A 25,780-nucleotide genomic window follows, 5' to 3' on the forward strand; every position below is an offset into this window, starting at 1 on the left:
ATACCTTTGTCTGAAATGATAGAGATATCATACCTGCTACTGTTACTGACATTTTTGTCAGGAAAGATTTTTGCCTCTTATTGCAGAATACCAATCGTCACGGCTGATTGCCCCTCTTTGATAGCCGGCATCTCATTAATCATCATCACTGTGCCCGCTACAGGCGAGGAAATGGTTTCTACCACATTTCCAAAGTAGTCCGTGACTTTGCCCAGCGACGCGCCTTTTTCAACCTTTGCACCAATTTTCACGCCTGGCAGAAAGAAGCCGGTATGATGACTTTTCGCCGAAGTCAGTGTTTCATAAAATACAGGCTCTGCATGCGGACCCGGCTCCCCCGGTAACATCTCTAAGAAATACAGCGCATTCCGTGATACCTGAACAGCATACTCCACTGATTCTTCCGTGTACTGCCCCAGGTGCCCGATTTCTGTAGTAAGACTCGGTACGCCTCTAGTCATGCCAGTGTTGGGGAACGAGATAGAATTGTCAGGGTCGCGGGGTCTGTCGCCATACATCACGATGTGTTGCATACCGGTGGCTTTAGCAAATTCAAAAGTCAGATCATCAAGTGCTTTGTCACCCACAAATGGCGAATAGACATGGTCCAGTAATTGTTGATTAGCACTACCTGAATGCATATCAATGAAGTAGTCCGCCTTTGCAATAAATTCTTTGGTTAAGAAGTCTGCGATTTGCTCAGTCGGCGTGCCACCGGCGCTACCCGGAAATTCACGATTGAGGTTTTTGTTATCTTTGGGGTTTAAGGCTATGCGATTGGCATGAAAGCCATCAATGTTCGAAAGATGAAGCAGAACCAACGTACCGGAAAGCTCACCGGGCCTGACCTCTTCCCGTAATTTTTGCAACGCAAACATAGACGGAAATTCATCACCATGCGTGCCGGCGGCCAGAAGTAATACAGGCCCCTCTTTCTTACCGTTAATGACTGTGACCGGCAGAGCGATATCTTCCCTTGTCGCCATGAAGGACTTTTTTTCACCGGCCTGAGTTGTTATTCCGGCAAGTTCAAAACCGTCTTTAGCCAGAACGCCGGCGCTAATGAAATAAGAAAAAAAGAAAAATACTGCCACAATGCCAGTACGCAATGTAGTTAAGTGCATGAAAATACTCTGAAGTAGTTGAATAACAGAAAAAGGGGCATCAGCCCCTTTTAAAACGAATAGTAATGGTCAGAATTGATAGCGGGCACTTACATTAACCGTTCGCGGTGTGCCTGGCTGAGTCCATAAAGCAGAATATGAATTATCGAAATACACTTCATCCAACAAGTTGTCGACAAACACCTTCACCTGCAAGGATTCGTTAATGTCTACATGCCCGGCAATACTCACCAGAGTATAGGACGGCAATACATATGACTGGTTAATCAGCTCTCCGGGACGCTCACCAACGTATTGGAATGACCCCAGCACCGCTGCGTCTTTACCGGAAACGGTAAACTCCCGTTGCGCGGTAAGCACAAACCGGTTCTCAGGAATGTTCAGCAACCTGGTCCCTGCCGGGATCTCAACACCCCAGTCGGAATTCGTTACTGTATTAGAAGTCGCTGCGTCCGTATAAGCATAAGACAAGCTCAGAGAGGTTTGCTCAGAAATATACGCTTTTACATCCAGTTCAAGCCCTTTACTTTCCGCTTCACCCAGCGCGGCTGTGAACCCGGAATTCACCGGGTCAGAAGCCAGTATATTCGACTTTTCGGCATTAAATAACGCCAGTGTACCGGTGATCCTGTCGCCTTCAGTAGAGAATTTAACCCCCAGCTCGTAAGACTCACTTTCTTCAGGCTCAAAAGAATTACCATCTACGTCGGCTCCGCTATTCGGACGGAACCCTTCAGAATAACTGGTGTAAAAGGTGAAATTACTATTCGCCTCAAACACAAAACCCACCCGCGGGCTGGTTGCCGTGCGATCCTGACTGGTCACCGATCCGTTCATGAAATTCTCAATATCCTGAGAAAAGTCATCGAAGCGGAAACCAACTAACAGCTTAAACTGCTCCGACAAATCTACCTGATCCTGAATGTAGAGACCTTGCGCACTTTGATTTTCTTCACGGTCCGTTAGGGGCGCAACCTCAGGCTGAACCTGGCCATATTCCGGATTTATTTTACTCACTGAATAAGTAGTATCGCCTGCTCCCCACGCCGTTCTCCAGCGCTGCATTTCCTGTTCAAAGGTGTAATCATATGCATCCACCCCGATCAAAATGTGATGAGTCATTTCACCGGTTTGTACCCGGCCACTCAGTTCTGCCCGCGCAGAAAGGTCCTTAGTATCGTAGTCTCTGTAACGACGCTGACGTGAGACAACAGGATTATCTTCGCTCAGCAGCTGGCGACCGGAAGACAACTCAACCTCTGTTGAGTAACCTTCGAATGAAGAATCACGGTAGCTTAGACCGGCATTTACGTCCCAGTTTTCGTTCAAAGATGTTTGTAGTGACAATTGATGTCCTACAGCTTCAATATTCATGTCGCCGTCGGCTGGTTCGCCATAGAAGGTTTCACGGGGTACGCCGGTAAAGTTGTCACCCACAACCACAATGCCTCTGTCGAATGGCGCTTGCTGGTCGATTATCTCCAGTTCGTAAACCAGGTTTGTAGTGTCATTGAGCCGGTAAAGCACTGAAGGGGTGAAAATGAGCTTATTGCTTTCAACAGTGTCACGGAAACTACCCGCGTCTTCATAAGCTCCATTAACCCGGAAAGCCAGATCCGACGTGACTGCGTTGGTGTAATCACCTTCCAGACGATATAAATCGTAACTGCCTGCCGTTGCTTCAATATAGCCTTCCTGATCAAACTCAGGCTTTTTGGTAATAATATTGATGGTGCCGCCGGGTTCACCACGACCATACAGCGCTGATCCCGGACCTTTGAGAATTTCTATCGCTTCAATATTTGAGGCATCACGACGGCCACTGAATCCGCGGCCAACGTTAAAGCCGTTGACCAGATAACCCGAAGGTGAATTCTCATCACCTGCAAATCCCCGCACTGCAAAGCTGTCCCAGAGACCACCAAAGTTATTCTGGCTGGCAACACTTCCTGAAAGGGACAAGGCTGTTTGCAAATCGGTAACCCCAAAGGAATCCAGGGTTTCATCTGACAAGACTGTCACCGCTTGCGGTAAGGACTTTAGTGGCACATTGCCGCGATAAGCCTGGCGAAGAGAGGTCACTTCGACGTGTTCTACACTGTCGTCTTCTGCTTCAATATTTTGTGAAAAAGATTGAAAACTGGTACCGATAAGTATGGCGAGAGAGGTGAGCCTGGTCACCCGGGTTACTGAGGGTTTCACTGTGCAAGTTCCATTCTAAAAGATAATAATAATTAATAAACCAATATCATTTGATACATTATCACATATCATCAAAGTTTACTCTACTAATAATCAGAGCGGTCTGCTAAACGCCTTTTGGATGTCAACTAACGTAAAAAGCGCCACTTTTTTACGCGAGATATGTATACTTAGCGGTTAAAATTCCATCTGCTAAATATAAATTCAATAAGGTTTGCCGTGATCTCCCGCGTTTTCTTTTTTTGCTTTCTGGCACTCTTCCTCCAATCCTGCTCGCCAGCGCCGAAAGACACGACTTTACATATCAGCGGCCCTTTCGAGCCTGTCAACCTGGACCCGGCTTCCGCAGGCTATATGTTTACCCGGATGCAAATTATAGAAACACTGGTAGACGTGGATAATGATGGGAACCTGATACCGGGTCTGGCAACTTCCTGGAAAAGCAATGCAGATTTGACCCGCTGGACATTTAATCTCAGACCCGGCGTAACATTTCACGACGGCACATTGATGGACGCAGAGTCAGTGCGAAAGAGCCTTGCTGTGGCGCTGGGAAAACCGGCTCCCTTTCCGGTCGATATTGTCACCAACATTGAAATCGTTGACCCGCTCACGGTCAGTTTTACACTCAAAGCGCCTTACCGTCCTTTTCCGTCACTGCTTTCCAACTACACGACAGCAATATTATCGCCCGACTCATTTGGTAAATTTAACCGGATGAAGGCACTGATTGGTACGGGTCCTTATGTAATTACTGAATTCATACCGCCTCATAACATTAAAGCTAAGCGTTTTGAAAAATATCGCAATGGCCCTGCTACCATTGAATCCGTTGATTATGTAACCGGACACCGGTCAGAAACCCGTGCCCTCATGGTAAGAACTGGCCAGGCAGATATTGTTTTTAATCTCGATCCGCCGGCAACAGAAATGCTGAAACAGGATCCGGATGTAAATGTGCACACCCGTTATATCCCCAGAACGACTCTGGTCAAGCTTAACAGCGGAAACGAAAAACTCAGTGATGTACGGGTAAGGCAGGCGCTGAGTCTGGCCATTGACCGTCAGGCCATCGTAGAAGGTATTCTTCATGTTAAAGGTGCTGAAGCTAATCAGCTGTTCGGGCCATCCATGGGCACCTGGCATGATGCTTCTTTGCCCCCTCTTGCTACAAATATTAAAAAAGCAAAAACGTTGCTTGATGAAGCAGGCTGGAAACTTCGTGATGACGGTATCCGCTACCGAGACGGTAAGCCGCTGTCCTTATCAATGATTACCTACGCAAACCGGCCGGAACTTATCACTATTGCCACGGCGATTCAGGCTCAGTGGCGGGAAGTTGGTGTTGAGCTTGCAGTGCATATGGAGAATGCCAGCGCCATACCTTCAGGTCACAGCGACGGCACACTGGAAACGGCTTTGCTGGCGCGCAACTTTGCCAATATCCCGGACCCTCTTGGCATCTTACTGGCCGACTTCACCTCGGTTGAAGGCGGAGAATGGGGCCCCATGAACTGGAGCAATGAACGGGTATTTTCCATCGTTAATCAGTTGGCGTCCGGTAAACCGGATGACAACTACTATGTGTTGCAAAAAGAACTTATCAGCACGCTGAACGAAGATATGCCGCTTATTCCGGTGGCATTTTATGTTCAGCAATCAGCCACATCTTCACGGGTCAGAAATTTCAGTTTCGACCCCTATGAGCGTTCGTTCAGAATCGACCAGATGCGCTTTCAGAGTAAATAAATGCTGAAAATACTACTCTCCAGACTTGGTCAGTGCTTTTTGATGGCGTGGAGCGTAGGCACACTCACGTTCATCCTTACCCGCCTGCTGCCGGGGGATATGGCCTATAAAATTGCAACCGGACGCTATGGCGATGATGCAGTCAGCACCGCTGCAGCCAATGCGGTGAACGCCGAACTAGGACTTGACCGGCCTGCTTTTCAGCAATATCTGGTGTGGCTGGGAGATTTACTCACCGGCGACCTGGGTACAAGCCTGGTGACCGGCGCGCCGGTTGTCCATGAGTTGCAAAACCAGATGAGCTTTACTCTGGTGCTGGCGTTCTGGGCTATTCTTGCAGCAGCGCTCATTGCCTTTCCTGTGGGGCTGTTGTGTGGTGCAAAAGCCGAAACCGTGCCAGACAAGGCTTCACTCATCACATCAACATTTATCCGCTCCCAGCCGGTATTTTGTCTGGGGCTGTTACTCATTTTTATTTTTGCCATGGAGCTGAACTGGTTCCCTGTGGCCGGATTCGGCAGCGCTGAGTACGCTGTACTTCCGGTGCTGACTTTAGCACTCAGCCTGGCAGCAGTATCTAACCGGGTAGTCCGCAACAGTACCCGTCAGGCCGTTAACAGTGCTTACTTTCATTTTGCCCGCACCAAGGGACTGAGCTATGCACAAGCCTTCACCCGTCATGTAGTCCCGAACGTCATTGTACCCGGCCTTGCCTTCATGGGTATTCAGCTCATCGGCCTGATTGAAGGGGTTATTATGGTGGAAAGTCTGTTTGCCTGGCCGGGTATAGGCCATGGTTTGTCTCACGCTGTTTTTGCCAGAGACATTCCCATGTTGCAGGGCACAGCGCTGGTCATGGGTATGTTGTTTGTGGCGATAAACACCCTTGTGGATATCAGCCAGCACTACCTTGACCCAAGAACGAGGCTGGAAAATTGATGTCTGTTTTTCACAGGCTGACCATGCAGCAACGGGCTGGCATGGTAATTCTGTTATGCCTCGCTGTCTTTGCCTTTTGTGCACCGCTTGCCGGCACCGATCCTGATGCACAGGATTTGCGCCATGCATTCGCCGCGCCGGGCGCAGAACACCTGCTAGGTACTGATCATTTTGGCCGCGACATGCTTGCCCGTCTGAGCGGCGGAATGCGGATTTCATTTGCGCTGGCGATAATCTGCGTATTCAGCGCAGCAGTAAGCGGTGTAGCCTGCGGTCTGGCCGCTGCCTGGTACCGGCGCTGGCTTGACACAGGTCTGAATTTTCTGGCCAACACGATTCTGGCACTGCCCGGGCTGGTTCTGATCCTCGTTTTTGCTGCAATTGTGCCCGGTTCATTTTTGATGATCTACATCGCCATATCGCTGGTGCTGTGGGTAGAATTTTTCAGGCTCGTCAGAGCCATTACCCTGCCGGTTGTACAGGGAGAAGAACTGGAGTCATCAGCATTGCACGGCTTCGGAAAGTGGTATCTGTTCAAGCGTCATATCTGGCCTGCCATTGCACCCGATGTGTATTCTCTTTCCGCCTTCGGCGCTGCGACATCGGTCATTGCTATGTCATCAACAGGGTTTGTGTACGTCGGCCTCAAGCCCCCCACGCCGGAACTCGGCCTGATGATTGTGGAATTATTTCCTTATTACTACAAAGCGCCCTGGCTGTTAATAGAGCCTATTGCAGCACTGTTTTTAATGGTTTTTGCTTTTCAGCTTCTGGCAGGTAAACAGTCATGAATTCTGTGCTTCAAATAGAAAATCTGACCATCGTGTCTTCAGAAGGCACACTGGTAGACAACCTGAGTTTCACCGTCAGCCCCGGCGAGCCGGTAACGGTTATCGGAGAAACCGGCTCAGGAAAAAGCTTGCTGGCTCACACCATCATGGGAGACTTACCGCGGAATCTTCAGGCCACCGGTAAAGTGCTCACCGCCGGACATGACATGTTGCAGGCGCATGCCACGCAGACACCATCGTCTCTCTGGGGACGAACCATTGTCATGTTGCCCCAGGAACCTGTGAAAGCCTTAAGCCCCCTGATGAAGCTCCGGCAGCAGGTTGGTGAAGTATTCAGATTTATCAAAAATCTCAGCGACGTCAGTGCTCAGGCATCCGCTGACGGGGCACTCGGACGTACCGGACTGACTCAGGCAGCAGATAAAATACCGTCGCAACTATCAGGCGGTATGGCGCAGCGGGCCGCTTATACCTGTGTTGCGGCAACGTCTGCCGGAATCATGATTGCCGATGAGCCGACGAAAGGACTGGATAGTCATCACAAAGCGGTTCTGGGGGAAGAGCTTCGTCAGTTCGCTAAAGCGGGTACCCTGCTCACAATCACCCATGATATGAGCCTTGCAAAGCTGCTTGGCGGCAAAGTCATCATTATGCAGCAAGGTAAGGTTTTGGAAACCGGTGCAGCGGGCCACGTACTGAATACACCCCGTTCGCCATACGGGCAAGCCCTGCTTAACGCCTTACCTGAAAACTGGACTACACTGAGCACAAAGAAAGGGAGTTTTGATCCACTAATTACGCTACAGAACTGCGCGATAAGACGTGGCACCGACGTTATATTTGATAATGTCAGTCTGACATTAGGGAAAGGGGAAATTGTCGGCTTAACCGGTGACAGTGGCAGCGGAAAATCCACGTTGGGGAATGTACTTCTGGGATTGCTTCCGGCAGACGGTAAGCGACACATTGCAGAGCCACTGGCCCGTCACAACATGCTGAAAATCTATCAGGACCCGCCCAATGCTTTCGCTAAAAACGTGCCTGTTATTCAGCTTCTGGACGATGTCATCCGCCTCCACCAACTGAACGACAGTGAACTTGACCCGCTGATCAATGAACTCGGGCTTTCCCGTCAGTTACTGCAACGGCACGCAGGCATGATCAGCGGAGGCGAATTACAGCGGGTCGCCCTTTTGCGGGCGCTGCTATTGAAACCGGCTTTCCTGGTCGCCGATGAACCCGCCTCCCGGTTGGACCCCATAACCAGTGAAGTGGTCTCACGGTTACTGGTATCAAGCTGCCGTGAGCGGCAGTGTACGCTGCTCTTTATCAGCCACGACAGGCAACAACTGGAAAAGCTCTGTGACCGGGTGATCGATACAAACAGCCTCAGGCAGCAGTAACACCTATACCCTGACTCTTCCGGCCAGGGCAGTAGCGACACAAAGTAACACAGCAATCACACCCAATGCCGCAGGCAGGCCGTAAACCTGTGCCCCGAAGCCGACCAGTGCAGGCCCGGCCAGAACACCCACATAGCCCAGTGTTGATACGGCTGTTACCGCAGACGCTTCGCTCATAATTTTTTGCTTACCCGTGGCCGAAAACATGATGGGCACAATATTGGAACACCCGAGACCAATCAGGACATATCCGGTAAGCGCTGCCACAGGAAGCGGCACCAGAAGTGATAATGCAAAACCTGTAATTGCAATGCCGCCGCCTCCCAGTACCATCATTTTTGGTCCCAGTATGCTGGTGATCTTATCCCCGGCCAGACGTCCTAACGTCATGGCAACAGAAAAACAGGCGACACCCAACCCGGCGTTCTCAGGATTAACGTCACGGTATTCAGTCAGATAAATGCCGCTCCAGTCCAGCACAGTACCTTCGGCCAGAAACACAATGGAACACACGATACCAATCAGTACTACCACACCTTTTGGCAGGGCAAAAAATGCCGCCGGCTCCTGTGACTTGCCGGTTCTGAATCCGTTTATGCCAGTCAGCAAAAAGGCCACTGACATTACCGCACCGGCTGCACTGGCCAACTCCACCGGTACACCGGAAGATAAAATCGCTGTCATTAAAATTGCGCCACTCATGCCTCCCAGACTGTAAAAGCCATGAAACCCCGACATCAGCGGCTTATCCGCTTCTTTTTCTACTGCAACGCCCTGAATATTCATCGCACAATCGGTGGTTCCAACGCACAAGCCGAAGAGCACCAGAAAAACAGCCAGCAGGGTAACAGAGTCCAGCCAGATCAATGCCGGATAAAGCAGTGAGAAGCATGCCATAGAAGCCACCAGAACAGGTTTGCAGCCAAGCTGAGATGAGAATTTACCGGCCAGAGGCATGCCAACTAACGCTCCGGCGCCGAGACATAACAACATCAGCCCCATGGTACCGTCACCAATGGCGAGGTTTATCTTAATAAATGGAATGATGGCCGCCCAGGCTGCAGTAATGAATCCTGCGCTGAAAAAAGCAATCCGGGTGGCACGTTTTTGCGCAGGTATTAGAGGACCTGCTGGCACTGAAGACATTCACTATCCTACATGTAGTTGACGACGCTGGTAATATTCAGACTCTGCTGGCAGCGCACTCAGCATCATACAATATCCGGACTGAATTTAAATTCCGTTGGCACAATATGCAACAAGCTATTTCCGCTAAACACGTTCATTTCATAAAATCGAACGAACCATTTTGTATTTAGCACTTATCCATTTACGATAAAAAACGTACTGTATTGATAACGAAAAACTCAAAAAGGATTCAATTCATGAAAGTTGTTGCATTTGGTGCAAGTACGAGCAAAAACTCAATTAATAAGGCGTTAGCAACCTACACGGCAAAGCAGGTAGAAGGTGCTGATGTTACCGTTCTGGACATCAACGATTATGATGTTCCTATGTTCAGTGAAGATAAAGAAAAAGAGATTGGTCAGGCTGAAGGCGCTCAGAAGTTTTTAGATGACATCGCCGGCGCTGACGCCCTGGTTATCTCATTTGCTGAGCACAATGGTCACTACCCGGCGGCGTTTAAAAACCTGTTCGACTGGGCAACCCGTATCAACCGCGCGGTATATGGCGACAAACCAGCCGTTTACCTTTCATCTTCACCTGGTCCCGGCGGCGCAAAGTCTGTACTGGCAGCGGCAACCGGTTCTGCAGGTTTCTTCGGCGGAAACGTAAAAGCATCGGTTTCTGTGGCTAACTTCTACGATGTTTTCGATATGGAAACCGGTGAAGTAAAAGACGACACAGTCGCGACTGAATTAAAAGCGGCAGCGGCAAAGCTGACGGCTTAATCACAGCGTCAAAAAAATACAGGGGCAGCTGCGGCTGCCCTTTTTTATTCCCGCCCCTCTGAACGTTTCCTTTCTCTTATCTGTATATATTCTGCACTTAACTCTTTCTGACAGTGTGATATGGTTGAAATATCATCAACACTCTGCCCCCTTTATATTCAACGTGTTACCTCATTACGCGCAGGCAGCGGAAGCAAATTCAGGAGAAAGGAATGACGTGGCTGGACTATTCCATTGTAGGTATTTATTTACTGGGATTATTGTTTTTAGGACTCAGGTTCAGGCATCAGCATTCCGGGCAGGAATACTTTCTCGGCGGGCGCTCACTGGCGTGGCCCACACTGACACTCTCTGTCATGGCAACCCAGCTATCCGCCATCAGCTTCATTTCGGCCCCGGCATTTGTCGGACTGCGTGAAGGTGGCGGTCTCATCTGGCTGAGCTACGAACTGGCTTTGCCGCTGGCGGTAATTATTATGCTCTGGCGTTTGTTGCCCACCTTACACAACGCCGGTGTGGTAAGTGTCTATGACTATCTTGAGCAGCGTTTCTCCCGTTCTACCCGCCTGCTGATCAGCTTGGTCTTTCAGATCAGCCGATCCTTCGCCACTGCCATTATGATTTACGCTATCAGCCTGATATTACAGGGCACCATGGGACTGAACCAGTTTCACGCTATTCTGGTTATCGGGGTGATCACACTGATTTACTCTGCAATGGGCGGCATGAAAGCGGTGGTTTACGGTGATGCCATTCAGATGATCCTCATCGTTGCCGGCGCAGCTTTATGTCTGTGGGCAGGTCTGGACGCTGCCGGAGGCTGGGACAAAGTATTTGAAATCATTCCGCCGGAACGTCTGCAGGCAGCCAATACCGGCACAGCCGGACTAAATGGCAGCGATTTCGGTTTACTGCCAATGCTGTTTGGCGGTCTTGTGCTGTATGCCTCGTATTACGGGTGCGATCAGTCTGAAGCCCAGCGGGCGCTGTCCAGCCACAGCATAAAAGATTTAAAGAAAATGATGCTGACTGTAGCCTTTCTGCGTTTTCCCGTCACTTTGCTGTATTGTGCTGCGGGCCTGGTGATCGGGGCCCTTGTGATAGCAACGCCGGAATTGCAGGCGCAAATCCCGGAAGGCGAACCCGACTGGATGATGCCCGTCTTTATTATAAACTATCTTCCTGCAGGCATTGTCGGCATTCTGGTAGTCGCCATTCTGGCTGCGGCTATGTCGTCGCTCAGTTCTGCCATTAACAGTCTGGCTGCGGTAACCACAGAAGACATTTGCCGTATCACAGGTGCCAAACCCGATGATGAGACCTATCTGAAACGGGCTCGCCTTGCCGGTATAGTGTGGGGACTGATTACTCTGGTGCTGTCATTGTATGCCGGCAACATTGCTCCCACGGTGATTGAGGCTATTAATAAAATCGGTTCAGTTTTTTACGGTCCGGTGCTGGCCACATTCCTGGCGGGTATTCACAGCCGTAAGGTGTCTCCTGCTGCCGCTAATGCCGGATTGCTGGCCGGTGTAGCGGTAAACGTATTTTTGTGGCTGAGCGGTAACCCGTTATTCTGGTTCTGGTGGAACCTGATTGGTTTTGTGATCACCTTGTCTTCAGCCTTTGTGTTATCCCGCTTTTTACCCAACGATGCGGCACATAAGCTGCCTTCGGTGCGGGGTATCAGTTACCGCTCTGCCGCCATCCTGGCCGTCTGGTCCGGTATTTTAGTACTGACTGTGATTTACCTGCCGGACTGGTTAGGATAATCTGCTTTTTTATCTTCTTTAGGGGAATGTATGGATCCGCAATTCTGGATGTTAAAGTGGCAAAACAATGAAACCGGATTTCATGAGCCTGAAGCGAACCCGAATCTGACTGCCAATATTGACCAGTTATCGCTGGCTCCGGGCAGTCGTATTTTCGTGCCTTTATGCGGCAAAACACTGGATATTCCCTGGCTTTTGTCGAAGGGTTATGAAGTAGTGGCAGCGGAATTAAGCCATCTGGCGATCATTCAGTTATTCGATCAGTTAAATATTATTCCTGATTCAGAAAAGCTGAATGGCGTAACCCGCTACGACGTTCCCAATTTCACCCTTTTCGGCGGCGACATTTTTGATCTTACGGCTGACATGCTCGGCAAAGTAGACGCCATCTACGACCGTGCCGCACTGGTAGCTTTACCGTTTGAAATGCGTGTCCGCTATGCTGCACATCTTCGTGAAATTACCAGGACGGCTCCCCAGTTACTGGTGACCTTTGACTATGACCAGCAAAAGCTTGATGGCCCGCCGTTCTCAGTGATCAGCAACGAAGTAGAACAACATTACATCGACCACTACAGCTTAACTTTGCTGCAGGGTAAGGAAATCAACCTGAAAGGCAAAGTGCCGGCACAGGAAAATGTCTGGTTGCTGAAATAGTCTCCTGCGGATAAAAAAAATGGCCTGCGTCAGGCAGGCCATTTGTCGTTTACTCGCCGTTTATTCCAACTCCCCTTTGCGGTATGGAATAGCAGCATCCTGCTCTGTCAGTGCTTTTTCCCGGGCTTCCGGTGACCCGGTATTACGGGCAAATGCAGCATAGGCTGTAGGCACGATGAACAGGGTCATAAAGGCCGATACGATTACACCGGCAAATATCACCATGCCAATCACCATCCGGCTTTCAGATCCCGGGCCTGTTGCCAGTACCAGCGGCAGCGAGCTGAATACCGTAGTGAAGCCCGTCATCACAATCGGGCGCAAGCGCTGGGCCGCAGCACGTTTCAGCGCCTCTTCAAATTCAACACCGGCATCCCGTAACTGATTGGCAAACTCAACAATAAGAATACCGTTCTTCGCCGCCAGACCAATCAACATCACCAGCCCGATCTGGCTGTAGATATTCATGGTCATGCCTGCCACATACAAGCCGATAAACGCCCCGACCAGTGCCAGAGGAACGGTAAGCATGATAACCAGCGGATGCACCCAGCTTTCAAACTGAGCAGCAAGAATGAGGTAGGTCACCGCCAGTGCCAGAATGAAAACGAAGATAAATGAATTACCGGCTTCATGATAAAGCTGGGACTCACCTTTGTAGTCAATGGACACTGCATCAGGCAGTTCTGTCGCAACGATGTTTTCCAGATACGCCAGTGCTTCCCCGAGGGTATAACCTTCTGCCAGGTTCGCTTCAATAGTAATAGCACGCATGCGGTTATAACGGTTAAGCAGCGCCGAAGTAGCCTGCTCATCCACTTTCAGCAGGTTATCCATGGGAATAAGCTGACCGGTGCGTTGTGAACGCACATACAGGTTATCAATACTGCTGGGGCTGCGGTAATCCGACTCAATCCCTTCCATGATGACGTAGTATTCTTCGCCTCTGTCCAGGTAAGTAGATACGCGGCGTTGTCCCAGCATGACTTCCAGTGTGCGGCCGATATCAGAAATCGACACCCCTAAATCGGCTGCGCGATCACGGTCGATATTAACCAGTAGCTGCGGAGAGGTATCTTTGTAATCGGAATCCAGGCGTACCAGTCCCGGATTGTCTCTGGCTTTATCCATGACGATGTCACGCCAGGCGACCAGGTTTTCGTAGGTGTCGCCCTGCAACACAAACTGGACCGGACGCCCTGTCCCGCCACTGATGCCGCTTCGCATTACACCAAACGCAGTAACATCCGGAATGACTTCCAGTTTCTTAGTCACCTCTTCCATTAATTCAAAAGACGTGAAGTCACGCTGATCCCATGGGATCACGCCTACCACAGCCAGGCCGGCCATGGTGCCCCGGCCCGGCGCACGTACCAGCAGGCGATCAAAGGTTCCTTCTTCACGGTAAGGCATCAGAATCGATTCCACTTTTCTCATGCTTTCCGCTGTATTTTCAAAAGACGCACCTTCCTGACCTTTTACCATGATATAAAAAGTCCCCCGGTCTTCTTTCGGGGTGAACTCGCCGGGAATTTTCCCGAACAGCTGCCAGATGAGAACAAGTGTAATGATGAACAGCACAGCCATCAGCCACGGCTGGTGAATGGTGGTGCCCAAACTGCTTTCGTAGCGGTTCTCAATAGCCTTGAAGCGCTTATCCAGCCAGCTGCCGAAGCCTTTATCCCGCGACTGCTTTTTCAGTAATTTCGAGCACATCATGGGAGACAGCGACAAGGCTGTAAAACTGGAGAAGGCCACAGCGGCAGCCATGGCCAAAGCAAATTCTGTAAACAGCCGTCCGATATTTCCTTCCAGGAAGATTAGCGGTACAAATACAGAAATCAGTACCAGCGTGGTAGCGATAACAGCAAAGCCTACTTCTTTTGCCCCGCGGTAAGACGCCAGTAAAGGCGGCTCTCCCATTTCGATACGACGGTAAATATTCTCAAGCACAACAATGGCGTCATCGACCACCAGCCCGATGCCAAGCACCATTGCCAGCAGCGTCAGCAAGTTGATGGAAAAGCCCAGCATATACATCACAATGAACGCACCGATCATCGACACCGGCACGGTGACAGCAGGGATCAGTGTTGCACGGACATTCCCGAGGAACAGGTAAATCACTACCACCACCAGAATCATGGCGATAATCAGGGTGTTGTATACTTCGTTGATTGATTCCTCGATAAATACCGAAGAGTCGTAACTGGGTACAATGAAAATGTTATCCGGCAGCGTTTCTTCAATTTTAGCAATCTGCTCTTTGGCAGAACGCACCACATCGAGGGTATTGGCTTTCGATTGCTTAATGATCCCCAGGCCAATCATGTTTACACCGTCACCGCGGAATTCACTTTCGTCATCCTCCGGTGCCAGCTCCACATTGGCAATTTCACCCAGTCGTACCAGATAACCGTCATTACCTACCGCGACAGTCAACTGGGCAAAATCATCCGGCGTTAAGAATGAGCGCGCTACCCGCACCTCAAAATCCCGGTCATTGGACTCGACCTCACCAGCCGGCAACTCTACGTTTTCTGACTGAATCACATCTTCCACGTCGGTAACGGTGATACCACGTGCCGCCATGGCGTTACGGTCAAGAAACACCTTCATGGCATAGGTCCGGCCGCCACCCAGCTGAACCCTGGCCACACCATCAGCAATAGACAAGCGGTCTACCAGGAAGCGCTCGGCATAATCGGTAAGCTCCATGGTATCCAGGTTAGTACTGCGCAGGTTAAACCACACCACAACATCTTCGTCTGAACTTTCTTTTGATACCTCGGGAGGATCAGCCTGTTCAGGCAGGTTGTTCAGCGCACGGCTCACCCGTTCCCGCACATCATTGGCTGCGGCATCGATATCACGGGTCAGCTTAAACTCAATAGAAATAGACGAACGTCCGTTGCGGCTGGTTGAGGTGATATTTTTTATCCCTTCAATTCCGCTGATCCGGTCCTCCAGCAACTGAGTGATACGGGTTTCAACAATGTTGGCAGAAGCCCCGTCGTAATTAGTGTTGATTGATACAATTGGCGGGTCGATATCCGGATATTCACGCAGCGACAGCATACTGATCGCCACGATGCCGAAGATCACCACCAGCAAATTAATCACCGATGCGAACACCGGCCTTTTTACGGAAGCATCAGATAACCACATGGTTACACTCCCTCAGCATTCAGTACACGAACGGCAGAGCCTTCCTGCACACGTAACGTGCCTTCGGTAATAATACGTTCACCGCTGACCAGGCCGTCGACAACCTGCACGATACCGGGTTTACGCTCACCGATAATGACTTCGCGTTGCTCGACCACATCGTTATTCACAACAAATACGTACTGCTTATCCTGAATGGGCACCAGCGCTTTTTCAGGAATAACCAGTGTTTCCAGTACCTGCTTTTCCAGTGTGATTTGAAGCAGCATACCGGGACGGATTTTCACCGGTTCGTTTTTAATGTGTGCTCTTACCAGAACAGAGCGGGAGACCGGATCGATACGGGAACCGATAGTGGCAATGGTGCCTTCAAAATCTTCTCCCGGATACGCTACGGACTGTGCGATAACCCGCTGACCGGGAGACAGGCTGGCCAGCTGCCCTTCTGCCACACTGAAATCTACCTTGATAATGCTGATATCGTCCAGCGTGGTAATGGCATCACCCGGTTGTACCAGTGAGCCTTTGCTGATGTTGCGGATCCCGAGCAGACCGGCAAAGGGTGCACGGATTTGCAGCTCATCCAGTTGAGACTTCGCAACATCCAGTTGCGCTTCAAGTCCTTTCAGTTTGGCTTGCTGTTCGCCAAGTATTTGTTGCGATGCCGCGCGGGTTTTCGCCAGGTTCACTACCCGCTCATACTGACTTTTCGCTTCCACAATGTTCGCTTCAAGTTCAACAATGCGGGCCAGCTCTTCGTCATTATTCAACTGAACCAGCAATTGCCCGGTTTTTACCGTATCACCGTCATCAAACTTTACGTCCGTAACGCGGTCGGTCTGCTGCGCCGTGATCGTGACCGATTCGTTGGCATTGGCCGTACCCAGCGCCTCAATGGTCACCGGAAAGGTTTGCTCGGCTACTACAGTCACGCGAACGGGAGAAGGTAAACGGCCTCCGCCTGCGGAAGATTCTTCAGCAGGCAGATTGATATAAATTAAGAACGCACCTAACGCGACAACGCCCACCAGTAACGGGGACAAAAAGGACTTTTTCGACATCTCTGATTCCTATCAACGTTTCTCAACTGCACAGTCAGGGCGATGCTGACACTGTGTATGCATTTCTATTCCATGCACTGAGAAATTAAAACAAGCCTTGGTACGTGGCTGTTGTTATTGTTGTTATACTGCCGGACAACTCATGATGAAATCAGGCCGCCGGTCTGTTTGTTTGTTTGTTTGTTTGTTTGTAATTATTTAAATTTTATTTTACCTGGTTGTATGCTTTTTAGGATTCGCTCATCAGTCGTTTTGTTACTTCTGCCGCTTTTTGGCTGCTCTGAGGTTCCCGCGCCCCCGGTTTGCCGTTCAGTTGAATCCACCGAACCCGCTCATGACGCTCTCGCTTGTGTGATCAAATCAGACAAATACGCATTACTGCTGGAAAATGCCGGAGGTCTTCTGACCATGCCGCTGGCCAGCATTAATGAAGAGCAAAGTGAACAGTGCGCTCTGCATGAACAGGTCTGGCAACAAACCGGTGTAAACGTGGAAGTGGGTAAACTTGTGCTGACCACCAGCCAGAATATGGCCGTGTACGAATGCTCCCAGCAAGCCGGCCTGGACAACATCACTGACGACTTTCCCTCGCCCGGCTGGACCGGCGAATCACTCAGCTGGGTAAAGCGTGATGTTTTTTCAATCAATATCAAAGACATGGAAAATCGCGATCATTTGATCCCGCTGCGTGACAGCGTCACAATACTGCATCAGAATACGCAATCAGCCGGTGGTAACACCACCATAGCGAACCAGTCCGGAGAGTAAATCTCAACGTCTCTGCTTTTTCCTCCGGATGATAAATAATAAGTCAGACGATACTGGCATTGTTGACTGTCAGTCCGTCTGCTACTTTGTATCAACAGGACATAAAAGGAGTGATACCCGTGTTTGAGCTTGAACATTTCAGTTTGAAAGACAAGGTGTCGCCGGAAGAATGGCAAACCCGCGTCGATCTCGCCGCCTGCTACAGGCTGGTAGATAACATGCGCTGGGGCGATCTTATCTATACTCACATTTCCGCTAAAGTACCGGGTACACAGCATTATCTGGTTAACCCTTTTGGTCTGGCATTTGATGAAGTGCGCGCGTCGAATCTGGTGAAAGTTGATCTCGACGGCAATATTCTCGATGGCTCCCCCTACCAGATTAATCCGGCCGGTTTCACCATTCACAGCGCCATTCACGAAGTCCGTGAAGATGCGAAATGTGTTATTCACCTGCACACAAAAGCCACTATTGCCGTGGCGTCAGTTAAAGGTGGTTTGAAACCCTGGAGCCAGTATTCTCTGTTTTCCCTGCCCTCGCTGAGCTATCACAGCTACGAAGGTCTGGCGGTTGATGATAATGAAAGAAAGCAGTTACAGGATGATTTGGGCGATACCAACCATATGTTATTGCCAAATCACGGCGGCTTGACGTTAGGCCCTACGGTAGGCGACGCATTTATGCGCTTTTATGATCTGGAACGCGCCTGTGATATACAAATGTCACTGATGCAATCCGGTCAGGAAGTGATTGAAATACCAGAGCCCATTGTAAAGGGCATTTATGATCAGGCAAAAATTGTACACTCAGGCGAAACCGGCGGCCAGAAAGCCTGGCCAGCGATGCTGAGAAAAGCCTGGAAACTCGACCCGACATTCTGCGAATAAGCGAAATGCTATCGCGGTGGCGCTGCGGGATAAGGGCTTTGTCATTCATAACCGTCTGCCGCAGGGAAGCGGCAGTCGGGGCCCCATGGATGGGTTTACGCCGTGTTATGAATGACAATCCCGTTCCCGCAACAGCGCGACGCGGTAGTCTGAGCAACTACATTCAGGACAAAAGATGAAAATTACCAAAGTTGAAATATTTGATATTGAGTGCCCGGAACGTCCGCCATGGAATCCGGTTTTTGTGCGTATTTACACCGATGAAGGTATTACCGGTGTAGGTGAAGCAGGCCTGGCTTACGACTGGGGACATTCTGCTGCTGCGCACATGATCAAAGAAATCGCAGAAGCCATGCTGATTGGCTGGAACCCGTTCAACACTGAAGGCCTGTGGTCGAAAATGCTCCGTGAGAGCTTCTGGGGCTTAGGTGGCGGTCCTGTCATTTACGCCGCCATGAGTGCGGTAGATACAGCCCTTTGGGATATCAAAGGGAAGGCACTTGGCTTGCCGGTTTACCAACTGCTTGGCGGTAAGACTAACGGCAAGCTGCGTTCTTACGCCAGTCAGCTACAGTTCGACTGGGACACCACTATTACTAAACTGATCCAGCCTGAAGAATATGGCCGTGCCGCAGAAAAGGCGATGGCTGAAGGTTACACCGCGGTGAAAGTTGATCCAATCGTTTATGACATTAACGGCGATACCCATTATGACCGCACGAAAATCATTTCCAGAGGTGAAATGAAACTGTTCCGTGCACGTCTGCAGGCAATCCGTGATGCCATGGGTGACGAAGGCGATATTATTTTTGAATGCCACAGCTTACCGGGTGCGACTACGGCTATTCAACTGGGCGAACTGGTAGAAGAATTTGGCTGTATGTATTACGAAGAGCCGGTTAACTACCTGAACTCAAAACTGCATGACAAAGTTGCCCGCAACGTGAAAGCGCCGATTGCCGGCGGTGAACGTTTATATAACCGCTGGGGCATCCGTCCGTATCTGGAAGATCAGTCTCTGGACGTTTTACAGCCTGATATTGGTCTGTGCGGCGGCTTTACCGAAGCGAAAAAAGTGTGTGACTACGCAGACATTTACGATGTTCGCATTCAGGCTCACGTCTGCGGTGGTCCGGTGGCAACGGCAGCCAGCCTGCACCTAGAAACCGCCATTCCTAACTTCCTGATCCACGAGCATCACACCTACGCAACAAAATCCTGGAACCGTGAATTATGTATTCAGGATCCTCAACCGGTTAACGGATTTATCGAAGCGCCGGACACACCGGGAATTGGTATCGAGCTGAATGATGAAGTGGTTTACCGCTCACCCAACATGTCAGTGACTGAATTGAAATAAGTTGCTTCGACGCATTTAATATCTTCAGAGCCGTTCATCCGTTGAACGGCTTTTTTCTGTCCGCAGGAAAGCGCCGGCTTACATAGCTGAAACCACCAACTATCACGTTCAGTAACCGCTCCTTTTTCCAGTCTCTCACGTATCATACGCCAGTTGCCGCAATCCTTGCGACGCCGTTTCCGTTTTCTGGAGCACTTATGGCGCATTTTACTGTCATCGGCCTTGGCCGCTTTGGCATTACCACCAGTTTAGAGCTGATCCATCTGGGTCACACTGTTACCGGTATCGACAGCGATGAAAAGCTGGCTGAACAATATTCTACCGAACTGACCCAAACCCTTATCTGTGACGCCACCGACGAAAGAGCCATGGCAGAACTGAGCCTTCACGACAGTGATGCCGTGCTTGTCGCCATCGGTGAAGACATGCAGGCCAGCTTGCTGTGTGTGCTGAACCTGAAAAATGAAGGTGTGCAGAATATCTGGGTGAAGGCCAACAGCAAGGCGCATCACACCATTCTTTCAAAACTGGATGTGAGCCGCATCATTCACCCAGAAGAAGAGATGGGCGTTCGCGTGGCTCAGGCATTGAATTACCCTATGGTCAGCGACTATCTGAGTTTGGGCCACGGCCATTACATTGTAGAAGTGGTGATACCGCAAACAAAGTCCCCCATGACCCTGGATACGGTTATTAACGGCTACAAAGATGATATTCACTGCCTGATGGTTAAACGTAAGCATCAGATACACTGTACGCCTGACATGGCGTTTCAGCTGAAACCTGAAGATCAGCTGGTGCTGAGTGGACCCAGGGAATTACTGGTAAAAATTGCGCCGAGACTTAAACATTGAAACGCTGGTTGCCGGCGAACCGCCCGCTGGAAAGAAAACCTAAAGGTGCGCGAAAAATTCAGGCGGCTCCGCCTCTTATCCTGTCGTTGAGCTTTCTGAGTTTTATCGTTCTTGGCACCCTGCTGCTTAAATTGCCTTTTGCCACCACAGCACCAATCACCTGGACACAAAGCCTGTTCACCGCCACCTCAGCGGTAACTGTAACGGGACTCGCCGTAGTGGATACCGGAACCGGCTTCACTCTTTTCGGACAAACCGTTATTGCCGGCCTCATTCAATTTGGCGGCCTTGGGTTAATGACCTTTGCGGTTGTGACACTGGTCGCGGTAGGCAGTAAGATAAGCTTTCTGCAACAAAGCGCGGTGAAAGAAGCGTTCAATGAAACCGACACGTCGTCGCTGGTCAGTACCGCTAAAGCCGTTATTCTTTTTGCACTGGTAACAGAAGCCGCAGGCATGCTGATCCTGACCTGTTACTGGCAGGCGGAATCCGGCTGGTCAACGGCCGCATACGAAGCCTTCTTCTATACCATATCCGCGTTCAATAACGCCGGCTTTGCACTGCAACCGGACAGTCTGTCCCGGTATGTCAGCGATCCTGTGGTTAATATTACGATTACCGCGCTGTTCATCACCGGCGGGCTGGGCTTTTCTGTATGGATAGATCTGGTTAAAAAACGAAGCTGGCAAACGCTGACGCCTTACAGTAAAACCATGATAGCCGGAACGGTCATCATCAACGTAGTCGCGTTATTGCTTATTTATGTCATTGAATACGATAACCCGGACACACTGAGCAAGCTGGACGCGGCGGGTAAATGGTGGGCCTCCTGGTTTCAGGCAGTCACACCAAGAACCGCGGGTTTTAACACCCTGGACATCGCTGCGTTGGAAGACGGCTCTGTCACCCTTATGTTGCTGCTGATGTTTATCGGCGGCGGGTCAATGAGTACCGCCAGCGGTATCAAAGTCGTAACCTTCGTGGTACTTCTGACCGCCACTTACAATTTTCTGCGCCGTGACCACGCGCCAACGCTTTTTCAACGCACCATCCGTACAGAAACCGTGTCTAAAGCTTTGGCCCTGACAGTGATTTCAGGCGGGGTAACCTGGGTGGCGATTTTTCTGCTGACCATCACAGAGGATGCCCCTTTTCTGGATATCGTCTTTGAAGCCGTATCCGCGATGGGCACGGTGGGTCTGTCGAGAGGACTGACAGGAAGCTTATCCGCTGCCGGCGAAGGCATTATTATTGTACTGATGTTCCTTGGCCGGCTAGGGCCGCTTACCCTCGCCTATTTGCTGGCAAGTCCGAGACAACGTCATGTTCGCTATCCTGACAGCCGTATTTCTATCGGATAAAAGTCTCAGACCTTATCGTTAAGCATGCCGGTGTGGATTACCTGAATAGCCGGCAGGCTAACCAAAATACCAGTCCAGAGTATTTTCACTCAGCCATTTTTCTGCACACACGGCGGGCACTGCCTGCGTTATTGTGCGCCAGAAAGCATCGTAATCACTGTGCCAGGTACACAAGGGAAAGTTACTGCCTGTCATTACCCGGCTTTCGCCAAAATACTGATGCACGGTGTTCACCACCGGCGCAATATCATCAGCACGCCATTGACGGTTATGCATTTCCCAACCGGACAGTTTTACAGCAATATTATCAGCCCTGCTTAAGGCTTTCAGGTTGTCCTGCCACACCTTAATATTTTTATCTGCCAACGGAAATCCGGCATGATTCAAGATGAACGACAAGGCAGGAAAATCCGCAGCCACAGCAGACAACGCCTGGACGCCGGCTGTGTCATACAAGGATAACTGGGCATCAAAACTCAATCCCGCCTCTGCCAGCAATGCCAGGCTCGCTTTGGCTTCAGAATCGTTCAGAACAGACGCGGCTTCGTCGTCCAGAATATGCCTGACACCGGTAATACAAGGGCGTTTGAGCAATTCTGAAATCACATGCTGATTATTACCTGCCAGCAAGTCAAAACCGGCAACTGCGCGAAAAGGCATATGGCAATGCTGCGCCAGGTAATCAGCCTCACGCCAGGGCTTTGCATTGTCGAATCCGGCTTCAATATGCACAAAACCGGTAAGCTGCGACGGGGCTGACACAACTAAATCAGACTCAGAGAAATTTTTCGCAATAACCGGTTTATCCGGCCAGAATGGCGGGTTGTCAGGAGACAACCAGCGGTATTCACCGGCCTGTAAATCAAATAAGTGCAGATGGGCGTCGATGATTTTCATGGTTACTGTGTAGTATAGCCGCCGTCAATACTTTGCAGACTGCCGGTGATAAAAGCCGCATCATCACTGGCAAGGAAGAATGTTAGCGCAGCCACTTCTTCCGGTTGCCCCAGCCGTCCGAGGGGTTGTGCAGCAGCCTCTTCTGCGTGCACTTCTGCTTTATCCGCACCGCTGGCGGCCACATATTTATCGATGGCGTTATGGTACAAAGGCGTTTCGATTGTGCCCGGGCAAACCGCGTTTGCACGAATATTATAAGGCGCGTAATCCAGCGCGGTGGTTTTAGCCATGGATGCCAGCGCCGCTTTACTCAGGTTATAAGCAAAAGAATTACGCTTACCGATGATCGCCTGGTCTGACGCCATGATGATGATTGCGCCTTTGTTCGCCTGTTTCATTACCGGCAACACCGCGCGTACTGCATGATAGGCCCCTTTCACGTTTAAAGAGAACACCTTATCGAAGTCTTCCGGCGTAGTGTCTTCGATGGTGGCAGAGAAATGCATACCCGCATTGCTTACCAGGCAATCGATACGTCCGAAACGCGCTGCAATGTCACTGATACAGTCACTGACCGCTGCAGCACTGGTGACATCGCACTGCATCCATTGCGCGTGCTCAGGTGGGTTATCGAAATCACGAATATCTAAATTGATGACCTGATATCCCCCGGACGCAAACTTTTCGCAGACGGCCAGACCGATACCTAAACTGCCGCCGGTGACCACGCAAACAGGTGATGATTGTTGCATTACTTTTCCTATTTCAGCTTTCGCCTTCACAATGGCTAACAGGATGCCTGCAGTTGACGGAAAAGTAAAAATGAACCGTGCCGGCAGCGTTCAGTTTCATAACTGACAATCTCAGGCGGTCAGGGCTTCTCCGTCGCCAGGCTGACATCAGCAGACGCCATCACCTGCATCAATTCCTGCCAGACTTTTCCTGCCCCGTGCACCGCAAGATGAGAGCGGTCTGAGTGAACCGGTTTCCCGTCATCAATGATGGTACAGGTTTCGCCTTCACAAAGGGCGGCATCAGGATCCACGTACCACACATTACTGTGCGCTTCAGCAAATTGCTTCAGGCGGCTATTAACGGAGTAGTCCTGCTTCGGCTGAGTACTGCTGCATACAGGAAAAAAGCCGGCAGCGGGAAGAGACTGCCTGGCCAGACATTCGTAAGCATTTACCCACGCCTTTTGTGGCACACCAACCAGAAAATACTTTCTGTCACCCAACCTTGAGATAAAGGTTTCCATTTCAGCGATGACTTTGTCGTTATATTCTTCTTCGGTAAGCTCCAGCTTATTACTGGCGTCTTTTTTCATAATTTTTTCCTGATAGCTGTCCCATGACTGGGCCAGAACCAGCGGCTTGTCGTTACCTTCTATCCGTTGTTTCACTTCCTCAAACTGATCTGAGCAAGCTTCAAGTTCACCGCCTTCTTCATATTTGGCCAGTGTGGGAAAGAAGGGACAGCCATGATAAAACCGTCCGAGCACCGGGATCCCGCTATCACTCAGCGTACGGCCATATTGAAGAGAATAGCTGTCACCGATGAGAATAAACTTGTAGTCATTGTCCTTCGCATGAAAATAAATCCATTCATCGGCACTGTAGCCCGCCCCGCCATAATAGGTTTCATGGTAAGACAGAGCATCGTGACGGAATTTCTCCGGCACGCGTTCCGGCGCTCCCTGTTGCTGGTAAACCCATAAACTTCCCGCAAGGGTCAGGATGAACATCAACCAGTAACGCCGGGGCCGGTGGTGCTGCTCTATCAGCCGGTAGGATAACCAGCCTGCCAGAGTAGTCAGGGCAACAAAAAGCCAGAAAGACAGTTCAAGGTGGTAAATATTGTTCGCCACCACAATGATCCAGTGCCAGAGATAGATGGAGTAAGACCACAATCCCAGTTTCTGACTGACGACATTGGTGGTGATGACGCTCTTTTCGTCCCGCGCCTGAATAACCATAAACGTGCCGGCAACCGGAAAGAATGCGAGATAGCCGGGCCAGAGGTTATCTTCGCTGATAACAAAATAGGTTATTGCGATGAGCGCCAGTCCCGCCAGTGCAAGGTAACCCCGTGTTTTGTCTGAAACATTTAACGGATAGAAGAATGCCACTCCGCCGGCCAGCATTTCCCAGGCCCGTGCAGAAATTAAAAAATAGCTTGCTGAAGGATAAGCAAAAGACAGCCACACGTTAGCTAAGAAGGCCAGCAGGGTGAGAGCCAGCACAACATGCCGGAGAGATTTACTGCCGCACAGCTTACGCAACCCGATGAGTATCAGTGGATAAAGGAGATAAAACTGCCACTCCACAGACAGTGACCAGGTGTGCAGCAACCATTTTTGCGTCGATGCCGCATCAAAATAACCGGCCTCCTGCCAGTACACAATATTCGAAACAAAAGTCAGGCTGGACGCAATATGCTTACTCAGCGCTGCATAATCAACCGGCGTGACAGCAAACCAGCCGCACACCAGTAATACCAGACAAGCCGCTGTCAGAGCAGGAACGATACGTTTAGCTCTGGCACAATAGAACCGCCAGGTACCGAAGGTTTTTTTATCCAGCCCCCTGCTGATAATGGAAGTCATCAGGAAACCGGATATCACAAAGAACACATCGACGCCGGCGAAACCGCCGGGCAGGTATTCCGGTTGATAATGAAAAAGCACCACGGCAATCACTGCCAGCGCGCGGAGTCCGTTTATATCTTTACGAAATTGCAATTCATTCCCTGTAAATCACATACCTGAACTCAGAGCGTCTGACCAGGCACTTTTTGTCATCACATAACTACGCTTAAAGGGATAATCAGGATTACCCCGCAACCGGTCTGCTTAATTCACGCTGGTACGGCTAC

The 25,780-nt window shown here is 50.3% G+C and carries 20 protein-coding genes; 12 read left to right on the top strand and 8 right to left on the bottom strand.

Features of this window, described 5'->3' with window-relative positions; all coding sequences use genetic code 11:
• Positions 1-77: 77 nt before the first annotated feature.
• Complete coding sequence (locus tag ACXAGC_RS14865; protein WP_474845030.1) at positions 78-1,124, bottom strand: succinylglutamate desuccinylase/aspartoacylase family protein; 1,047 nt, start codon at positions 1,122-1,124, stop codon at positions 78-80.
• Between the two features lie 69 nt (positions 1,125-1,193).
• Positions 1,194-3,326: a TonB-dependent siderophore receptor gene (locus tag ACXAGC_RS14870; RefSeq protein ID WP_474845032.1), complete on the bottom strand. Its 2,133-nt coding sequence runs from the start codon at positions 3,324-3,326 to the stop codon at positions 1,194-1,196.
• Positions 3,327-3,680: 354 nt separating this feature from the next.
• Here ACXAGC_RS14870 and ACXAGC_RS14875 point away from each other — a divergent pair, with 354 nt between their 5' ends.
• Genes ACXAGC_RS14875 through ACXAGC_RS14890 form a run of 4 tightly spaced genes read left to right on the top strand, consistent with a single transcriptional unit; the run spans position 3,681 to position 8,208 of the window.
• Positions 3,681-5,075, top strand: a complete 1,395-nt coding sequence (locus tag ACXAGC_RS14875; RefSeq protein WP_474845033.1) for an ABC transporter substrate-binding protein — start codon at positions 3,681-3,683, stop codon at positions 5,073-5,075.
• Positions 5,076-6,014 (top strand): ABC transporter permease, encoded by a 939-nt coding sequence (locus tag ACXAGC_RS14880; RefSeq protein WP_474845035.1) that lies wholly within the window; start codon positions 5,076-5,078, stop codon positions 6,012-6,014. It abuts the gene before it with no gap.
• Positions 6,014-6,805 carry an ABC transporter permease gene (locus tag ACXAGC_RS14885; RefSeq protein WP_474845037.1) on the top strand — a complete coding sequence of 264 codons (792 nt, stop codon included), beginning with the start codon at positions 6,014-6,016 and terminating at the stop codon, positions 6,803-6,805. The genes ACXAGC_RS14880 and ACXAGC_RS14885 overlap by 1 nt, the downstream gene beginning before the upstream one ends.
• Positions 6,802-8,208, top strand: coding sequence for an ABC transporter ATP-binding protein (locus tag ACXAGC_RS14890; protein ID WP_474845039.1), 1,407 nt, complete (start codon positions 6,802-6,804; stop codon positions 8,206-8,208). Before ACXAGC_RS14885 ends, ACXAGC_RS14890 begins: the two co-directional genes overlap by 4 nt.
• A 3-nt stretch (positions 8,209-8,211) precedes the next feature.
• Here ACXAGC_RS14890 and ACXAGC_RS14895 read toward each other — a convergent pair whose 3' ends face one another.
• A complete protein-coding gene (locus ACXAGC_RS14895) occupies positions 8,212-9,354 on the bottom strand; it encodes an MFS transporter (protein ID WP_474845041.1) in 1,143 nt (380 codons plus the stop codon).
• A gap of 239 nt (positions 9,355-9,593) precedes the next feature.
• Here ACXAGC_RS14895 and ACXAGC_RS14900 point away from each other — a divergent pair, with 239 nt between their 5' ends.
• The 3 genes from ACXAGC_RS14900 to tmpT all read left to right on the top strand — a co-directional run bounded on the left by ACXAGC_RS14900 (position 9,594) and on the right by tmpT (position 12,550).
• A complete protein-coding gene (locus tag ACXAGC_RS14900; protein ID WP_474845043.1) occupies positions 9,594-10,121 on the top strand; it encodes an NADPH-dependent FMN reductase in 528 nt (175 codons plus the stop codon).
• A gap of 212 nt (positions 10,122-10,333) precedes the next feature.
• Positions 10,334-11,893: a sodium:solute symporter family transporter gene (locus tag ACXAGC_RS14905; RefSeq protein ID WP_474845045.1), complete on the top strand. Its 1,560-nt coding sequence runs from the start codon at positions 10,334-10,336 to the stop codon at positions 11,891-11,893.
• A gap of 30 nt (positions 11,894-11,923) precedes the next feature.
• Entirely contained in the window at positions 11,924-12,550 is a 627-nt protein-coding gene (gene tmpT, locus ACXAGC_RS14910; RefSeq protein WP_474845047.1) for a thiopurine S-methyltransferase, read from the top strand.
• 60 nt (positions 12,551-12,610) lie between these two features.
• Here tmpT and ACXAGC_RS14915 read toward each other — a convergent pair whose 3' ends face one another.
• Together ACXAGC_RS14915 and ACXAGC_RS14920 are read right to left on the bottom strand one after the other, a co-directional pair.
• The gene (locus tag ACXAGC_RS14915) at positions 12,611-15,718 is read right to left on the bottom strand and encodes an efflux RND transporter permease subunit (protein WP_474845049.1); all 3,108 of its coding nucleotides are present in this window, start codon (positions 15,716-15,718) and stop codon (positions 12,611-12,613) included.
• Between the two features lie 2 nt (positions 15,719-15,720).
• Positions 15,721-16,779, bottom strand: a complete 1,059-nt coding sequence (locus ACXAGC_RS14920; protein ID WP_474845051.1) for an efflux RND transporter periplasmic adaptor subunit — start codon at positions 16,777-16,779, stop codon at positions 15,721-15,723.
• A gap of 351 nt (positions 16,780-17,130) precedes the next feature.
• Here ACXAGC_RS14920 and ACXAGC_RS14925 point away from each other — a divergent pair, with 351 nt between their 5' ends.
• The 5 genes from ACXAGC_RS14925 to ACXAGC_RS14945 all read left to right on the top strand — a co-directional run bounded on the left by ACXAGC_RS14925 (position 17,131) and on the right by ACXAGC_RS14945 (position 22,009).
• Entirely contained in the window at positions 17,131-17,547 is a 417-nt protein-coding gene (locus tag ACXAGC_RS14925) for a hypothetical protein (protein ID WP_474845053.1), read from the top strand.
• Positions 17,548-17,666: 119 nt separating this feature from the next.
• Entirely contained in the window at positions 17,667-18,434 is a 768-nt protein-coding gene (locus tag ACXAGC_RS14930; RefSeq protein ID WP_119500081.1) for a class II aldolase/adducin family protein, read from the top strand.
• Positions 18,435-18,609: 175 nt separating this feature from the next.
• Positions 18,610-19,794: a mandelate racemase/muconate lactonizing enzyme family protein gene (locus tag ACXAGC_RS14935; RefSeq protein ID WP_119500080.1), complete on the top strand. Its 1,185-nt coding sequence runs from the start codon at positions 18,610-18,612 to the stop codon at positions 19,792-19,794.
• 197 nt (positions 19,795-19,991) lie between these two features.
• Positions 19,992-20,648 carry a potassium channel family protein gene (locus ACXAGC_RS14940; protein ID WP_474845056.1) on the top strand — a complete coding sequence of 219 codons (657 nt, stop codon included), beginning with the start codon at positions 19,992-19,994 and terminating at the stop codon, positions 20,646-20,648.
• The gene (locus ACXAGC_RS14945) at positions 20,645-22,009 is read left to right on the top strand and encodes a TrkH family potassium uptake protein (protein ID WP_474845058.1); all 1,365 of its coding nucleotides are present in this window, start codon (positions 20,645-20,647) and stop codon (positions 22,007-22,009) included. Before ACXAGC_RS14940 ends, ACXAGC_RS14945 begins: the two co-directional genes overlap by 4 nt.
• Before the next feature lie 57 nt (positions 22,010-22,066).
• Here ACXAGC_RS14945 and ACXAGC_RS14950 read toward each other — a convergent pair whose 3' ends face one another.
• The 3 genes from ACXAGC_RS14950 to ACXAGC_RS14960 form a co-directional block, all read right to left on the bottom strand.
• The gene (locus ACXAGC_RS14950; protein WP_474845060.1) at positions 22,067-22,906 is read right to left on the bottom strand and encodes an amidohydrolase family protein; all 840 of its coding nucleotides are present in this window, start codon (positions 22,904-22,906) and stop codon (positions 22,067-22,069) included.
• A 2-nt stretch (positions 22,907-22,908) separates the two neighbouring features.
• Positions 22,909-23,658: an SDR family NAD(P)-dependent oxidoreductase gene (locus tag ACXAGC_RS14955; RefSeq protein WP_474845062.1), complete on the bottom strand. Its 750-nt coding sequence runs from the start codon at positions 23,656-23,658 to the stop codon at positions 22,909-22,911.
• Between the two features lie 119 nt (positions 23,659-23,777).
• On the bottom strand, positions 23,778-25,646 hold the full coding sequence (locus ACXAGC_RS14960) for an acyltransferase family protein (protein WP_474845064.1): 1,869 nt from the start codon (positions 25,644-25,646) through the stop codon (positions 23,778-23,780).
• Positions 25,647-25,780 lie beyond the last annotated feature (134 nt).

This window comes from Alteromonas sp. AWJ4_197, from assembly GCF_056160285.1.

Excerpts from the sequence above, each read along its gene's own strand:
- ACXAGC_RS14865 (WP_474845030.1), bottom strand. The coding sequence starts at position 1,124 with ATGCACTTAACTACATTGCGTACTGGCATTGTGGCAGTATTTTTCTTT.
- ACXAGC_RS14875 (WP_474845033.1), top strand. The coding sequence starts at position 3,681 with ATGTTTACCCGGATGCAAATTATAGAAACACTGGTAGACGTGGATAAT.
- ACXAGC_RS14880 (WP_474845035.1), top strand. The coding sequence starts at position 5,076 with ATGCTGAAAATACTACTCTCCAGACTTGGTCAGTGCTTTTTGATGGCG.
- ACXAGC_RS14885 (WP_474845037.1), top strand. The coding sequence starts at position 6,014 with ATGTCTGTTTTTCACAGGCTGACCATGCAGCAACGGGCTGGCATGGTA.
- ACXAGC_RS14890 (WP_474845039.1), top strand. The coding sequence starts at position 6,802 with ATGAATTCTGTGCTTCAAATAGAAAATCTGACCATCGTGTCTTCAGAA.
- ACXAGC_RS14895 (WP_474845041.1), bottom strand. The coding sequence starts at position 9,354 with ATGTCTTCAGTGCCAGCAGGTCCTCTAATACCTGCGCAAAAACGTGCC.
- ACXAGC_RS14900 (WP_474845043.1), top strand. The coding sequence starts at position 9,594 with ATGAAAGTTGTTGCATTTGGTGCAAGTACGAGCAAAAACTCAATTAAT.
- ACXAGC_RS14905 (WP_474845045.1), top strand. The coding sequence starts at position 10,334 with ATGACGTGGCTGGACTATTCCATTGTAGGTATTTATTTACTGGGATTA.
- tmpT (WP_474845047.1), top strand. The coding sequence starts at position 11,924 with ATGGATCCGCAATTCTGGATGTTAAAGTGGCAAAACAATGAAACCGGA.
- ACXAGC_RS14915 (WP_474845049.1), bottom strand. The coding sequence starts at position 15,718 with ATGTGGTTATCTGATGCTTCCGTAAAAAGGCCGGTGTTCGCATCGGTG.
- ACXAGC_RS14920 (WP_474845051.1), bottom strand. The coding sequence starts at position 16,779 with ATGTCGAAAAAGTCCTTTTTGTCCCCGTTACTGGTGGGCGTTGTCGCG.
- ACXAGC_RS14935 (WP_119500080.1), top strand. The coding sequence starts at position 18,610 with ATGAAAATTACCAAAGTTGAAATATTTGATATTGAGTGCCCGGAACGT.
- ACXAGC_RS14940 (WP_474845056.1), top strand. The coding sequence starts at position 19,992 with ATGGCGCATTTTACTGTCATCGGCCTTGGCCGCTTTGGCATTACCACC.
- ACXAGC_RS14950 (WP_474845060.1), bottom strand. The coding sequence starts at position 22,906 with ATGAAAATCATCGACGCCCATCTGCACTTATTTGATTTACAGGCCGGT.
- ACXAGC_RS14955 (WP_474845062.1), bottom strand. The coding sequence starts at position 23,658 with ATGCAACAATCATCACCTGTTTGCGTGGTCACCGGCGGCAGTTTAGGT.